The 13,050-nt window shown below is 34.4% G+C and carries 14 protein-coding genes; 5 read left to right on the forward strand and 9 right to left on the reverse strand.

Going from position 1 to position 13,050, the window contains the following annotated elements; all coding sequences use genetic code 11:
- Positions 1-163 precede the first annotated feature (163 nt).
- Both AC5YGG_RS08335 and AC5YGG_RS08340 read right to left on the reverse strand, forming a co-directional pair.
- Entirely contained in the window at positions 164-1,210 is a 1,047-nt protein-coding gene (locus AC5YGG_RS08335) for an HlyD family secretion protein (RefSeq protein ID WP_496144065.1), read from the reverse strand.
- Between the two features lie 5 nt (positions 1,211-1,215).
- Positions 1,216-2,472: a TolC family protein gene (locus AC5YGG_RS08340; protein ID WP_496144066.1), complete on the reverse strand. Its 1,257-nt coding sequence runs from the start codon at positions 2,470-2,472 to the stop codon at positions 1,216-1,218.
- A gap of 214 nt (positions 2,473-2,686) precedes the next feature.
- Between AC5YGG_RS08340 and AC5YGG_RS08345 the strand changes: the two genes are divergently transcribed.
- Positions 2,687-3,490, forward strand: a complete 804-nt coding sequence (locus tag AC5YGG_RS08345) for a helix-turn-helix domain-containing protein (RefSeq protein ID WP_496144067.1) — start codon at positions 2,687-2,689, stop codon at positions 3,488-3,490.
- Positions 3,491-3,745: 255 nt separating this feature from the next.
- Here the strand turns inward: AC5YGG_RS08345 and rplI are convergent, their stop codons facing one another.
- From rplI to rpsF, 3 genes are all read right to left on the reverse strand, one after another.
- Positions 3,746-4,249, reverse strand: coding sequence for a 50S ribosomal protein L9 (gene rplI, locus AC5YGG_RS08350; protein ID WP_047095724.1), 504 nt, complete (start codon positions 4,247-4,249; stop codon positions 3,746-3,748).
- Positions 4,250-4,360: 111 nt separating this feature from the next.
- Positions 4,361-4,663 carry a 30S ribosomal protein S18 gene (gene rpsR, locus AC5YGG_RS08355; protein WP_034706728.1) on the reverse strand — a complete coding sequence of 101 codons (303 nt, stop codon included), beginning with the start codon at positions 4,661-4,663 and terminating at the stop codon, positions 4,361-4,363.
- A 33-nt stretch (positions 4,664-4,696) separates the two neighbouring features.
- The gene (gene rpsF, locus AC5YGG_RS08360; protein ID WP_045497373.1) at positions 4,697-5,038 is read right to left on the reverse strand and encodes a 30S ribosomal protein S6; all 342 of its coding nucleotides are present in this window, start codon (positions 5,036-5,038) and stop codon (positions 4,697-4,699) included.
- A 154-nt stretch (positions 5,039-5,192) separates the two neighbouring features.
- On the opposite strand from rpsF, the gene AC5YGG_RS08365 reads away from it, so the two are divergent.
- Positions 5,193-5,795: a hypothetical protein gene (locus AC5YGG_RS08365; protein ID WP_496144068.1), complete on the forward strand. Its 603-nt coding sequence runs from the start codon at positions 5,193-5,195 to the stop codon at positions 5,793-5,795.
- A gap of 29 nt (positions 5,796-5,824) precedes the next feature.
- On the opposite strand, the gene AC5YGG_RS08370 is transcribed toward AC5YGG_RS08365, so the two are convergent.
- The 4 genes from AC5YGG_RS08370 to AC5YGG_RS08385 all read right to left on the reverse strand — a co-directional run bounded on the left by AC5YGG_RS08370 (position 5,825) and on the right by AC5YGG_RS08385 (position 10,175).
- Positions 5,825-7,174 (reverse strand): chloride channel protein, encoded by a 1,350-nt coding sequence (locus AC5YGG_RS08370; RefSeq protein WP_496144069.1) that lies wholly within the window; start codon positions 7,172-7,174, stop codon positions 5,825-5,827.
- A gap of 44 nt (positions 7,175-7,218) precedes the next feature.
- A complete protein-coding gene (locus tag AC5YGG_RS08375; protein WP_496144070.1) occupies positions 7,219-7,845 on the reverse strand; it encodes a hypothetical protein in 627 nt (208 codons plus the stop codon).
- A gap of 131 nt (positions 7,846-7,976) precedes the next feature.
- On the reverse strand, positions 7,977-9,284 hold the full coding sequence (locus tag AC5YGG_RS08380) for a dihydrolipoamide acetyltransferase family protein (protein ID WP_496144071.1): 1,308 nt from the start codon (positions 9,282-9,284) through the stop codon (positions 7,977-7,979).
- A gap of 63 nt (positions 9,285-9,347) precedes the next feature.
- Positions 9,348-10,175, reverse strand: coding sequence for an SAM hydrolase/SAM-dependent halogenase family protein (locus AC5YGG_RS08385; protein WP_496144072.1), 828 nt, complete (start codon positions 10,173-10,175; stop codon positions 9,348-9,350).
- Between the two features lie 133 nt (positions 10,176-10,308).
- Here AC5YGG_RS08385 and AC5YGG_RS08390 point away from each other — a divergent pair, with 133 nt between their 5' ends.
- The 3 genes from AC5YGG_RS08390 (at position 10,309) to AC5YGG_RS08400 (ending at position 12,672) form a co-directional block, all read left to right on the forward strand.
- Positions 10,309-11,268, forward strand: a complete 960-nt coding sequence (locus tag AC5YGG_RS08390; RefSeq protein WP_065394227.1) for a PhoH family protein — start codon at positions 10,309-10,311, stop codon at positions 11,266-11,268.
- An 85-nt stretch (positions 11,269-11,353) separates the two neighbouring features.
- Complete coding sequence (locus tag AC5YGG_RS08395; RefSeq protein WP_496144073.1) at positions 11,354-12,031, forward strand: porin family protein; 678 nt, start codon at positions 11,354-11,356, stop codon at positions 12,029-12,031.
- Between the two features lie 143 nt (positions 12,032-12,174).
- Positions 12,175-12,672 carry a hypothetical protein gene (locus tag AC5YGG_RS08400; RefSeq protein ID WP_496144074.1) on the forward strand — a complete coding sequence of 166 codons (498 nt, stop codon included), beginning with the start codon at positions 12,175-12,177 and terminating at the stop codon, positions 12,670-12,672.
- Positions 12,673-13,050: the final 378 nt, after the last annotated feature.

Below are 13,050 nucleotides of genomic sequence, written 5' to 3' on the forward strand. Positions count from 1 at the left end.
TGTAAAAAAGAGTAAAAGGTAAAATGACAAATATGCTTAAAGAAAAAATTAGCAGATTTGCATTTTGCGATTTTGCCTTTTCGCAAAAAAATAATTTATTTGAAAATGAATGAATTTGAAAATGATATAAAACTGTATGTTTTCTATTCTCATACTCTCAAACTTAAATCTTCTTAGCGCTCACCAGAACATTCATACCGGAAAGCAGTTTTTCATTATCTTTATTTTGATCAAGAATAATTTTTACAGGAAATCTTTGTTCAATCTTTACAAAATTTCCGGTTGCGTTATCAGGTTTTACCAATGAAAACTGAGATCCTGATGCAGGAGAAACAGAAAGAATTTTTCCTTTGAATTCAATGTCAGGGTAAGCGTCTGCGGTAATGATAACTTCCTGCTTGGAATCGATTTGTCCAAGTTGGGTTTCTTTATAATTGGCAATGATCCATTTTTCTTTGCTTACGATTTGTACCAAAGCCTGTCCTTCTTTAATCAATTGTCCTTCCTGAATGGTTTTTTTACCAACCCAGCCGTCATATGGAGCTGTAATCACGGTATAAGAAAGAAATAACTTGGCATTGTTCAGGTTAGCAGAACTTTGCTGAATCTGGCTTTTTGCAGGGGCTACTCTGGTTTGTTGTTCGTTAGCTCCGGCTTTTACAGAGTTTTTCTGTTGCTCCAATGCTAATAGATTTGCTTTTGACTGTTCATAAGAAGCCTTTACATTTTCAAAATCCTGTTCTGTTGCAGCATCTTCAGCCAATAGATTTTTATATCTTTTATAGTCTTGTTCCGTTCTCCAGATGTCAATTTTTGCAGAAGCAATTTTTGCATCAATGATTTTGGAATCGCTTTCTTTGGTATTTACACTGCTTTGGATTGTTGTAATATTCTCAGTGTTGGCATGAAGATTCGCTTCTGCCATATGTACCTGGTTTACAAACTCTCTGTTGTCAATGATGATTAAAGTATCTCCTTTGCGTACAAATTGGTTTTCATTAAACTTTATAGCTTTGATAAACCCTGAAACCTTGCTGGATACCGGTGTAATATATTGTTCGATCTGTGCATCGTTGGTTGTAACATTTTTCCTCGAAAAAAGATAAAAACTTACCATTCCTGTGACTCCGCTGATGATAAGAATCCAGGCAAGTAAAGTAATTGTCTTGTTGATTCTTTTTTCCTTTTGTGTCAGTTGTTTCTGTGCCATAGTTTTTATAAGTTTCCAATCGTGTATTGGAGTTGATAATATTTTAGTTGACGATTAATTTTTACGGAGATAAGATTAGATTCAGCTTCCAGATACGTGTTGTCCGCATCAATAAGTTCAGTGATAAGGCTTAACTTATTGGCATATTTTGTTCTTACAATACGATAGTTTTCTTTTGCCTGGTCAATAGCTTCTTCAGCAATTTTTACCTTTTGTTCGGTTTCTTCAAACTTCTTGTAAGCTTCATACACATTATGTCTGATCTTTTCATCATTCTCTTCAATTTGCAGTTTTGCCAGGTTGATATTTTCTTTGGCTTCCTGCATTTTGTATTTGTTTTTATACAGGTTTTCGATAGGATAGCTCAGGTTTACACCAATCATCCCCAAACGATAGGCATAAGGTTCAGGAGGGAAAAACATCATATTCGGATACTTTAAAAAATATTCTCCGCCCGCAGTTACTTTAGGTAAATAATTTGCTCTGGTGATTTTCTGATCCAGCTCTTTTAATGATAGATTTTTATGGGTCATCCCTACAGATTCATTCTGGTTTAAAGCCGTTTCTGTAAGCTGATCAATATAAGGAATAGCCTCTTTATCCGAGATAAGATCCTCTGTGTCCACATGCATTTCCTGAGGTTCCGGAAGTGAAAGAATTGTTTTCAGTTTGTGTTCAGCAATTTGTATATCGTTATCCAGCTCTGTCCAGCTCATTTTGTGGTTGGAAAGCTGTAAAGACGTTCTTAAAACCTCATTCACGGTCACTACACCATTTGCTTTCAAAGCTTTTACCTGTTTGATATTGATGGAATCCTCCTTCATTTTATCACTGATAAGACTTTGCTGTTCTTTCAGGTGATGAATTTGCAGAAAAGCAGTAATGATCTCCATTTTAAGCTGTCTTTCATCAAGATGAGTTCTTAAAGTAGAAATTTCAGTGTCAATAGCAGCTTTTTTCTCTGTATTTTTTATTTTTCCTCCCATATAAACCGGAATGGAAGCCGATAAAGTAAAATCATACATTCCATTGATAACATCGTACTTTGTAGGCTTATTGAATACGCCGTTTTGATACTGAAAAAGGTTGGTAACCTGGTTGTAGCTGGTATGAAATTCAATATCCGGCAGTTTTTCCATTTTCAGGTCTTTTTCCTTTGTGACGGACATTTCCTGTTTTAAATGGCTGATCTGGATATTTTTGTTGTTTTTTAAACCAATCTCTATAGCCTGCTGTAAACCAAGATGTTGGTAATCTATCATCTGTGAGTGTAAAAGGTTGCTCAATAATAAGCACAACGCGATGCACTGATATCGGCATGCGTTAAATATCATATTCATAAATTAATTAAAGGATTTTTGCTAAAATGATTTTGATACTGCAAATTTACGACGACAGACTGTGGACACGATTTGTGAAAACAGAAAAAGATTTGTTCATTTACGCCATATTCAAAAAACTTAGTATCTTTATTTCATGAATAACAGTCATTTTAAAGCAGTAGAAGACGAAGATGCTGAATTTTATGTTTATCATGTCCTTACAGGAAATATTACAACAGAGATTCATTATCACAGTTCTGCACAGCTAGTCTATGCAGAAGGAGGTATTGTGCATGTTTTTACTGATTTAAAACACTGGTATCTTCCGGCAAGATGTTTTATGTGGATTCCCGCAGGAACTCCTCATTATTTGTTTTCTACCAGTCCAAAAGTTGATTTATATAATTTCTACATGAAAAAAGAAGATGATGAAAGTGGCTTTTTTGATGAAATTAATATTTATTCAGTGAATGAGCTTCTTCGGGAAATGATTTTATACACCAAAGACTGGAATGGGAAAATCACAAAAAATGATGGATCAAAATATTATTTTCTTAAAGCTTTAAAGGGTGTTTTACCCGAAAAAAGAGATAAAAATCTTGCATTTCCCGTTCAGCACCCATTCCCGAAAGATGAAACCTTACTAAAGATTGCAAGATATATCCATGCTAATCTTGAGAAGCCTCTTACCATCGAATCTACGGCAAAAGAATTCGGAATGAGTACAAGAACCCTTTCAAGAAAATTTAAAGAGACTTTAGGGATGAATTACGTCCGTTTTCTCAGGGCTTTAAGAATTACCCGTTCTTTGGAGCTTATGTTGGAAGATAAATATAATATGTATGAGATTGCAATGATGGTAGGATACAATAGTCTGTCTTCTTTCAGTAATATCTTTAAAAAAGTTATTGGAGTAGCTCCTACTGAATATCAGCAGAAATTAAGAGGAGATAGGTAGTTTGAGAGTTTGAGAGCAGGAGCGTTGTGTAAAGTGTTTACAAGATACACGCTATGGGATAGCTGTTTCTAATTATATAAAGCAAAATCCAATCTTCTACTTGCATAAAATTTCATTAGTACGTCCTATATTTCCCTTTTCTGAAGGGGTGGATTTTTGCAACGCAAAAAGACGGGGTAGTAAGTATAATGATACAAAAAAACCACCTCAAATAAATGAAGTGGTCTTGTATGGTGAGAAATTCTCAGTCGCTTATTAAGCTTCTTCAGATTTAGCTTCTTCCTTCTTAGCAGCAGGAGCAGCTACAACTGGAGCATCAGAAACGATGTCGAATTCGTAGTTGTATTCAACATTTCTGTGAAGTCTGATAAGAGCAGCAAATTTACCAGTTCTCTTGATAGTGTTACCAGGAATTTTGATATATTTTTTCTCTACAGAAACTCCAGCTTTTTCTAAAGCAGCAGATAGATCAGCATTGTTGATAGATCCGAATAATTTATCACCAGCACCTACTTTTGCAGGAATAGTGATAGAAGTTTTCTTCAATTGCTCAACTACAGCGTTAGCAGCAGCGATTAATTTAGCTTCTTCTTCTTTTCTAGCTTCTAATGTAGCTTCTAAAGCAGCTTTGTTTTTAGGTGTAGCTAAAAGAGCAATTCCTTGAGGAATTAAGAAGTTTCTAGCATAACCTGGCTTTACGTTTACTGTATCAAACTCAAGTCCTAAGTTTTCTACGTCTTTTTTTAGGATAATTTCCATTGTTGTTGTCCTTTTTTAGATCTTAGATTATAGTCTAAAATCAAGTTAGAATTAATGATTTATTCAGCAACAAAAGAAGAGGGAGACCTCTTCTTTTATTTATTTTTTGTCTTATTTCAATAAGTCAGCTACGTAAGGTAGTAAAGAAAGGTGTCTTGCTCTTTTGATAGCAGCAGAAACTTTTCTTTGGTATTTTAAAGAAGTTCCAGTGTATCTTCTTGGTAAGATTTTACCTTGCTCGTTTACAAATTGTAATAAGAAATCAGCATCTTTGTAATCAACGTGCTTAATTCCGTATTTTTTGAATCTACAATATTTCTTTTCAGATTTTGTATTGATATCAAGCGGAGTAAGGAATTTTACTTCTGATTCTCCTCCAGCTGAGGCTTGTTTAGCCATTTCATCTATTGCCATGTCTTGTCTTTTTTAAAAAATAGGGTTAATTAATTAAGCTTTAGCTGATTTTACTTTAGCTCTTCTAGTTACAGCATACTCAACAGCGTGCTTGTCAAGTTTAGTAGTAAGGTAACGGATTACTCTCTCGTCACGCTTGAATGCTAATTCTAAGTCAGCTACTACAGAACCTTCTCCTTTAAATTCGATTAAAGTATAGAACCCGTTCTTTTTCAATTGGATTGGGTAAGCTAATTTTTTTAATCCCCAGTTTTCTTTAGCAACGATTTCGCAGTTCTTTTCTTTGATAAGATCTACATACTTGTTCACTGCTTCCTCTACCTGTGACTCAGATAGAACGGGAGTTAAAATGAAAACAGTTTCGTAATTGTTCATAATGTTAAATGAATTTGTTAATTATTTCGAGGTGCAAAATTAGAGATTATATTTTTAATATGCAAGAGTATTTGTGAAATAGCCGCGTATTTATGGCGGGTGCTTGAGGGTTGATGTCGTTTTTTGTAGCTTTGTGGATGAAAATTATTATTTCATGAAGTCTAAAATTTATACATTACCCTTATTCCTAGTGGGTGTTTTATCTTATTCTCAGGATAAAATTGTAAAGAAAAACGGAAACTCTTTTGACGCTAAAATTGTAGAAGTAAACGCATCTGGTATTACTTACAAAGAACTGGATTATCTGGATGGTCCTACTCATTCTCTCAATAAATCTGAAATATATCAAATTAATTACAGCAATGGTAAGACAGAGATCTTAGGAAAATATAAAACTGCTGATGACGCTAAAAATTTTATTCTAACCAGAATCAACGAATATGGAATTGATCGTGATAGAAATGATCTGTCATTGCATGCTGATTTTGAGGGAGAAAATATTAAAATCAATTCCCTGAATGCAAAAGGACGTATTGTTCATGAAGGTGACCTGTGGGATATAAGTAAAGTGGTGGCTTTTCATGAAGTATCAAAAAGAAAAGATAATATCGCTTATTTAAATATTGTAACCTATAAGAATACAAAATCTAAAAGAGAGCTGAGTAAATTAGTGATTAAATTGACCGATTATGAAGTTGCCGCTAATGTTTTGGAAGCTTTTAAAGATTTAAATATAATGCTGAAAAAAGACCTGTAAATCAGGTCTTTTTTATGATGTTTATATCGTTATTCTTTTCGGAGTTCCGTTAAAAAATTCACTTTCAATACATCATACAATGAGTGTCTGCTCACTAAAATAGAGGCAATAGAAGAAACCATGCCGGCAAGCATCAGATGAAAAATCAGTGAATGCCTGTCGGTCATTTCCAATACAATGATCGCTGAAGTGAAGGGGGCACGGGTAATTCCGGTAAGAAAAGCTACCATTCCACCTAAAACAACAACGTTGGTCTCATTGGGAGTTAAATGAATCATTCCCGAGATCACAGAACCAATACTTGCTCCGGCGGTTAAAGCTGGAGCAAAAATACCACCGGCACCACCAGAAGTGAAAGATAGGGCAGGACCCAGCATCCTTAAAATTGGAACATACCAGTCTTCATGTTTATCCTTTGTGAAAAGAACACGTTCCATAATCTCTTTTCCGGAACCCAGAATTTCACGGTTAATAAAATAAGCGATGGATGCAATAATCAGCGCAGATATAACAAGGAATACTACATTTGCTCTATCTGTTTTTAAAGTTTTCTTTTTCCACCCGTTAATTTTAAGCATAATAACGGAGAGTTGGCTGGCAAGAATGCCCGCTGTTGCAGCTACAAGGATGATAGGAAACATTACCATTAAAGAAACATCATTCGTTTTGGGATAACCAAGGTATAAATAAGACCCAGCCAATGTCTGAGCGGTTAAACCTGCAATAATAACAGCTGTAAATAAAGCTGTTTTAAAGTAATTAATATGTGTTTTGGATAATTCTTCTACAGCAAATACAATTCCTCCCAAAGGTGTGTTAAAAGCAGCTGCAAGACCTGCTGCAGCACCTGTCATAATCATGTTCTTTTTGGAAATTTTGGGCCACCATTCAGGAAGATATTCATTTACTTTTCTGAAAACAGAACCTGCGATTTGAATGGTAGGACCCTCACGACCTACGGCACCGCCTCCAATAACCAGTACAACGGAAGAAATGATTTTAAAAATGATAATTTTAAGACTTAACAGGTTTTTGATCTTCCTATGCTCCTTCGGATTAGCTAGCTCTACAGCTGCCATCACTTGAGGGATACCACTTCCTTTAGCATTGGGTGCAAATTCTTTTACCAGCCACCATGAAAGGACAAAACCTATAGGAGCAATAATGAAAATCATCCACGCATGCCAATCAAAAATGAAATTCATAAGGTTTTCACCCCAGGCAAATATTTGGGCATATAATACAGCAAAAAAACCAGTAATCACAGATCCGATCCAAAAAGGAATTGCCTGAAGAAGATTATACTTCAGCTGCTCATTTCGGATGTTGTCGAAAGAGTTTTTAATGGACTTACGGATGATAACAAGAATTTTCAGCATTTGTTGGGTTTTGAGGAATTTAAATTAAGGCAAAAATCTGAGATTTAAATTTCCTGCAAAAACGTTGAGATCATTAAAGCGTTCTCTACACTTATGGCTTTTGGAATAGCTAAACCAACAATATTATTTTTGATTTCAAGCTTAAAATCATTATCAGTAATAGACTTTATAGCCTCTTTTCGATGAGGATTTAAAAATGCCATGGTCGTATAGGGATCACTTCCCAACACATAAAAATCTTTAAAATCTTTGCTTTCTTTAAAATTAATATTGAAGCGGCTGAATATACCTGCAATTTTATCTGCCAGTTTTTTCTTATTAATGGAAATAAAACCGAAATCTTCATTCATTTTCTTCAGCCCCCAAACTTCTAATGTGTCAGATTCATCAGTCTTACGAGTTCCCTTAGCTGTTGTTCCTATTGTATTTACAAAGAAAAGATGAAAGCTATTGGTATTCGTATTGTCTGTAATATGATAACAAAGTTTTGGCTCTTGTAAAAAATTGATGTCAGTGGATTTAAACTGAGGATAGGGAGAATCCTCAATCTCTACAACAGATACTGTGAATTTTTCAGATAACCGATCATGAATTTCAAAGATTATTTTTTCATCTTCTTTGGAGAAATTAAACAGTTTAGTAACATATATTTTTCTGAAGTCAAGATCCATTTGTAATTGTTTGTTTTAAAGATAAAATTTTTCAGACAACAATCCAACAAAAAAACCTTCGATCTGATCGAAGGTTTTTATTTATCATGTAATCAACAATAAGTCAATTACTCATTACTGATTATTTATACTTATATTTCTGTATTCAGATCCCAGCTTTCAAGGTAGTCGTGAACATGTTTAAGCATCATTCCGCCTAAAGATCCGTCTACTACTCTGTGGTCGTAAGAATGAGACATGAACATTAAGTTTCTGATTGCAATTACATCACCATCTGCCGTTTCAAGAACTGCTGGTTTCTTAACGATAGCTCCAATTGCTAAGATAGCAACCTGAGGCTGAGGAATGATTGGTGTTCCCATAAGGTTGCCAAAACTTCCAACGTTAGATATGGTATAAGTTGCTCCCTGCGTATCTTCAGGTCTTAATTTTTTGTTTCTTGCTCTGTAAGCTAAGTCGTTGATTGCTTTTGCAAGACCTGAAAGTGATAATTGATCTGCATTTTTGATAACAGGAACGATAAGGTTTCCGTCTGGAAGAGCAGTTGCCATACCGATGTTGATATTTTTCTTTTTGATGATGTTTTCACCATTTACAGAAACATTGATCATTGGGAAATCCTGAATCGCTTTTACAACAGCTTTCACGAAGATTGGCATAAACGTTAGTTTCTCACCTTCACGTTTTTCGAAGATTGCTTTGTTCTTATTTCTCCATTTTACCACATTGGTAACATCTGTTTCAATGAAAGAAGTTACATGAGGCGCAATTTGTTTTGCTTTCACCATGTTTTCAGCGATGATTTTTCTCATTCTGTCCATTGGAATGATCTCATCACCTGCACTTACCGGGATGGTAGCTGCCGGAGCAGACGTTGCCGGTTGTGGAGTAGCAGCTGTCTGTACAGGAGCAGCCTGTGGAGCAGGTTGATTTCCTCTGTTAGCAACAAATCCTAATATATCTTCTTTAGTAATTCTTCCTTCTAAACCGCTTCCTTTGATAGACTTCAGCTCAGCTTCAGAAATATTTTCCTGTTGTGCAATTGATTTTACAAGTGGAGATAAGTAAAGATCTCCGGAGAATTCTACATTTGAAGCAGCTGCAGTTTGTAATGGCTGTTCAATTGTTTTTAATGTTTCAGTATCCGGAGTAGCAGCCGGCATTTCAGTTGTTGTTTCTTCTGATGCAGTGCCTTCTCCTTCAATTTCTAAAATAGCAATGGGCTCGCCTACTTTTGCAACTTCATCTTTTTGCTTTAAAATTTTCACAATTTTCCCCGAAACTGGTGTCGGAACGTCTGAATCTACTTTATCTGTTGCAATTTCTACTACAGAGTCATCCTCTTTTACGTTATCACCTTCATTGAATAACCAAGTGATAATTGTCGCTTCCATAACACCTTCTCCCATGGAAGGAAGCAATAATTTGTATTCTGCCATTTTTGATTTTTAGATTTTGACAAATATATAAAAAAAATCGGTTTTTTTATGAAATATATAATTTTACGTGAATTCAATGTAAATATTTTCGCCTACATTCAATCCAAACAGGCTTTTAGCTCCGTTTTTCTTGCTGCCTTTATAGATCGTAAGCTCCAATAGCTGGCTATCATTGAAGATTGCTGCTGACTGTCCATGAAATTCTGTCTCTCTTTCCCAATCCGAAACAAGCTCTGTATGGCTGGAAAATATTCTTGAAAGACTCAGGTTCCTGAATTTTATAGTAAAACCTTTATATCCTTTGCTAATATTTTCAAAGAAATCTTTATTGATATTTGAGATTATATTTCCGAAATTATCAATATAAGTAACTTCGCCAATGATCATTCCTTCAGATTCGTTATAGACGGCTCTTGGGAACATCAGTTGTTTTACAGACTCTATTTTTCTTCCGATTACTTCAGGAAGCCCTCCGTTGGCAAGATGTACAGCGGCAGGTACAAAGATATCTGTAGAAGTGAAGTTGATGATATCATCAAAACGGTTGTTCAGAGTAAGCTCATAAATCGCTTCAGGTTTAATATCAAAAAATATTAAGCTCAAAAGACCATTGTCTGCAGCTATAAAGTAGGAATCATCGGCTTTGTAGATGATATTTTTTCTTGATTTATTGTAAAAACTATCCACAGAAAGAATGTGAATACTGCCTTTTGGAAAATATTTATAAGCGTTTCTTACGATGTAAGATGTTTGTATAAGATTGAAAGCCTGGATATCGTGGGTTATATCAATAATATTAACCTCAGGATTTAGAGACAGAATTTTACCTTTCACAGCGGCAACTCTGTAATCTAAATTTCCGAAATCCGAAGTAAGGGTAATAATTGACATGAGCAATTTATAGAATAGTGTAGTCTTGCAAAGTTATTTAAAATAAAAAGAAAGCCCGAAAGATTGTTGAAAAGAATTTGATATAAATTTGAAAAAAAGCTTTAATTTTAAAATCTAAAAATAAAAATACTGCATGTTTGAATTAACATATGATTTGGAAGATATCGATGCGAAAATCTTCTATGGAGTTAATAACCAATATTTCAACTTATTAAAATCAAGCTTCCCAACTATTAAAATTACCGGAAGAGATCATTATATTTTTGCGATGGGAAACCAGGAAGCTTTAGACATACTGAAGCAAAAACTGGATGATATTGTTAAGTTTATCTCGAAAAACAACTCAATTGGGCTTAAAGACGTTGAAAATATCCTGAATATTAAAGACGAAAACGAAAAGCAGCTGATCTTTGACCAGGATATCATTGTAAAAGGGGTAAACGGAAAAGTTATCAAAGCAAAAACAACCAATCTTAAAAAACTGGTAAAGGAGACGGAGAAAAAAGATATGGTTTTTGCCATTGGTCCTGCCGGAACCGGAAAGACATATACAAGTGTTGCTTTGGCGGCAAGAGCCTTGAGAGATAAGGAGGTGAAAAGAATTATTCTTACAAGACCGGCTGTTGAAGCGGGGGAGAGCCTTGGATTCTTACCGGGAGACCTTAAGGAAAAGCTGGATCCGTATTTACAGCCTTTATATGATGCGCTTCGTGATATGATTCCTCATGAAAAGCTTGAAGGTTTTATGGAAAAGAAAGTTATTGAAGTTGCTCCGTTAGCATTTATGAGAGGACGTACCCTTGATGATGCTTTTGTAATCCTTGATGAAGCACAAAATACCACTCATGCTCAGATGAAAATGTTCCTGACGAGAATGGGTATGAATGCTAAATTTATCATTACCGGTGACCCGAGTCAGATCGACCTTCCTAAGAATCAGCAGTCCGGATTGAAGGAAGCGATGAGGATTTTAAAAGGAGTAAATGAAATTGGATTTGTACATCTTACAGAAGAAGATGTTGTAAGACACCCGGTTGTGAAGAAGATCATCCTTGCTTATAACGACGAAGATAAAAGACTGAGAAACGAATAATTTGCAGCTGAAATTTTTATTAAAGTTTGTTAAATTGAAAAAAATAATTAGTTTTGCAATCCTTAAAATGTAAAACTAATTAACAATGAAAAAACTTTTACTTACTGCAGCAATCGCTGTAATGGGAATTTCTGTAAATGCTCAAGAATTCAAATTTGGTCCTAAAGCTGGTTACTCTTTATCAATGCTTAAAGCAAGTGGTGAAGGTCATGATTATAATTTTGATGCAAAATCAACTTTCTATGCCGGGGCAATGGCTGAATATAAATTCAATGATAAGTTTGCTGTACAAGGAGAGGTATTGTATTCTCAAATTGGAGGAAAGCAAGAGGAAGCGGTTTCTTATAATATGATGGGGGCTAATGTTACAGGTACTGAAAAATCAGACTGGAAATTAGGAACTGTTCAGATTCCAGTGAGTGCTAAATATTATGCTACAGAAAATTTAGCGTTTGGAGTAGGTCTTAATGTAGGAATTATTACTTCAGCTAAGATAAAAATGACAGCCGAATTATCAGGAACAGCTATGGGAGAACCTTTCTCTGATTCAAGTACTGAAACTACAGATGTAAAAGATCACATGAATAAATTGAATTTGGCTCCGTTTGTAGGTGCTGAATATACTCTTGAAAATGGATTATTCTTTGATGCAAGATATAACTTAGGAATTTCCAATCTGGCTAAAAAAGAAGACGGAGAGAATGGAACTTTAAAAAATAGCTTCATCCAGGTAGGTGTTGGTTTCAAATTCGGAGGAAACTAATCTGAAATTCAGAAAGAAAATTATCATAAGAAAACAGGGCAGATATGTCCTGTTTTTTTATTGCTATAGAATGTGATACATAGAATTATACTCTGTCATGAAAATAATTAGTATTTTTGGAGCGTAAAATTTAAACTTAAAAAATGAAAAAGTTATTATTAGTAGGTGCTTTTGCACTTCTAGGAGGTGCTGCACAGGCACAGGAAGGTTTAAAACTAGGTGGACATATCGGTGTTCCTGTAGCTGATGCAGGTGACGCATCATCATTTACATTAGGAATAGATGGAGCTTATATGTGGAATATTGCTAAAGGTTTTGATCTTGGGGTAGCAACAGGATATTCTCATTTCTTTGGAAAAGATCATTTTGATGATTTTGGATTTATCCCTGTAGCAGTTTCAGGTAAATATAAATTCAAGGGTGCACCTATCTTTGTAGGATTAGATTTAGGATACGGAATTTCTACTAAAGACAATGTGGATGGTGGTTTCTATGCACAGCCTAAATTCGGATACCAAATGTCTAAAGGAGAATTGTATATCGGATATCAATCTATAAGCAACAGACGTGATCATGGTTGGTACAAAGACAGCTGGAATGTAGGAGCTGTTAATTTAGGATATAACTTCTATATTAAATAAGAATTCTGCTTACTATAAATATATAAAACTCTGGCTTAAATGCCGGAGTTTTTACTTTTATAACTGATATTCCTATTATTATCTCCTTTTGAGATAGGAAAAACAACTTGTAATTATAAACATTTGTTTAAATTTTAAGACTTAATATATTAAATGTTAATGTTTTAAAAATACTTTTTATATGAATATAAGCAAAAAGGGAAGAATTTTGATAAAATCAACAAATATAAAAGAGTAAACATATTCAACTCTGATTGATAAATTGAAATCTATTTATTCATAATTTTGTGAAAAAACTAAAAGACTCTCTTTAATATGAATTATTATTGTAAATGATTAAATTTTAACAATGATATTAATCACATTAACAAATTTTAA

This window comes from Chryseobacterium sp. CS2K3 (assembly GCF_059515185.1).

What these genes read in the sequence shown, in the direction of transcription:
- AC5YGG_RS08370 (WP_496144069.1), bottom strand. Translation starts at nt 7,174, where the DNA reads ATGCTGAAAATTCTTGTTATCATCCGTAAGTCCATTAAAAACTCTTTC.
- rpsR (WP_034706728.1), bottom strand. Translation starts at nt 4,663, where the DNA reads ATGGCAATAGATGAAATGGCTAAACAAGCCTCAGCTGGAGGAGAATCA.
- AC5YGG_RS08400 (WP_496144074.1), top strand. Translation starts at nt 12,175, where the DNA reads ATGAAAAAGTTATTATTAGTAGGTGCTTTTGCACTTCTAGGAGGTGCT.
- AC5YGG_RS08345 (WP_496144067.1), top strand. Translation starts at nt 2,687, where the DNA reads ATGAATAACAGTCATTTTAAAGCAGTAGAAGACGAAGATGCTGAATTT.
- rplI (WP_047095724.1), bottom strand. Translation starts at nt 4,249, where the DNA reads ATGGAAATTATCCTAAAAAAAGACGTAGAAAACTTAGGACTTGAGTTT.
- AC5YGG_RS08395 (WP_496144073.1), top strand. Translation starts at nt 11,354, where the DNA reads ATGAAAAAACTTTTACTTACTGCAGCAATCGCTGTAATGGGAATTTCT.
- rpsF (WP_045497373.1), bottom strand. Translation starts at nt 5,038, where the DNA reads ATGAACAATTACGAAACTGTTTTCATTTTAACTCCCGTTCTATCTGAG.
- AC5YGG_RS08335 (WP_496144065.1), bottom strand. Translation starts at nt 1,210, where the DNA reads ATGGCACAGAAACAACTGACACAAAAGGAAAAAAGAATCAACAAGACA.
- AC5YGG_RS08365 (WP_496144068.1), top strand. Translation starts at nt 5,193, where the DNA reads ATGAAGTCTAAAATTTATACATTACCCTTATTCCTAGTGGGTGTTTTA.
- AC5YGG_RS08375 (WP_496144070.1), bottom strand. Translation starts at nt 7,845, where the DNA reads ATGGATCTTGACTTCAGAAAAATATATGTTACTAAACTGTTTAATTTC.
- AC5YGG_RS08390 (WP_065394227.1), top strand. Translation starts at nt 10,309, where the DNA reads ATGTTTGAATTAACATATGATTTGGAAGATATCGATGCGAAAATCTTC.
- AC5YGG_RS08385 (WP_496144072.1), bottom strand. Translation starts at nt 10,175, where the DNA reads ATGTCAATTATTACCCTTACTTCGGATTTCGGAAATTTAGATTACAGA.
- AC5YGG_RS08340 (WP_496144066.1), bottom strand. Translation starts at nt 2,472, where the DNA reads ATGATAGATTACCAACATCTTGGTTTACAGCAGGCTATAGAGATTGGT.
- AC5YGG_RS08380 (WP_496144071.1), bottom strand. Translation starts at nt 9,284, where the DNA reads ATGGCAGAATACAAATTATTGCTTCCTTCCATGGGAGAAGGTGTTATG.